At 58.7% G+C, this 525-nt stretch carries 2 pseudogenes; one reads left to right on the top strand and one right to left on the bottom strand.

Annotated elements, in window-relative coordinates:
* Positions 1-108: pseudogene (locus BK660_RS33405) on the top strand (LysR family transcriptional regulator); the annotation flags it as partial.
* Between the two features lie 3 nt (positions 109-111).
* On the opposite strand, the pseudogene BK660_RS32135 reads toward BK660_RS33405, so the two are convergent.
* Positions 112-525: pseudogene (locus tag BK660_RS32135) on the bottom strand (hypothetical protein); the annotation flags it as partial.

Below are 525 nucleotides of genomic sequence, written 5' to 3'. Positions count from 1 at the left end.
GCAGACTGGTGCCCATACTATCCGGGGCTGCACCTGTACTACCCGAGCCGCCGTAATGTGCCGGCAGCACTGAAGGCGTTTATCGATTTCGTGCGCAACCGGCACTAGCGCTTACAGGTACTTCAGCCAGGCGATGTCGCGGCGGCGGGCCTTCAATGCCGAGAACCAGCGTACGGCCGGGAACAGCACAATCGCCAGAATGACTGCGGCCAGCCAGATGGCCGCGACTGACGAGAAGCCAAAATAGCTGCCCTGATTCAGCCCGAACAGGGCCACGCCGATCAGGTACAACACCTTCAATGTGTACAGGTGCAGCAGGTAGAAAAACATCGGCGCCGAACCGAACACAGTCAGCCAGCGAATCCAGCGACGCTCCTGCAAGCGTTCGAATGCCAATAGCAGTAACAACCCAGCGCTCACGGTCAGCGCGATAAACAGCAACGACGGTGGGTACTTGGTGATGTTGAAAAAGCTCATCAGGGTTTGCACCGACGTGTCGCCCACGGCCCACGGTTTCTCGCCATA

It is taken from the genome of Pseudomonas brassicacearum (assembly GCF_003732265.1).
GTDB classification, from domain to species: Bacteria; Pseudomonadota; Gammaproteobacteria; order Pseudomonadales; family Pseudomonadaceae; genus Aquipseudomonas; species Aquipseudomonas brassicacearum_D.
This window is presented reverse-complemented; position numbering and strand designations above follow the sequence as displayed.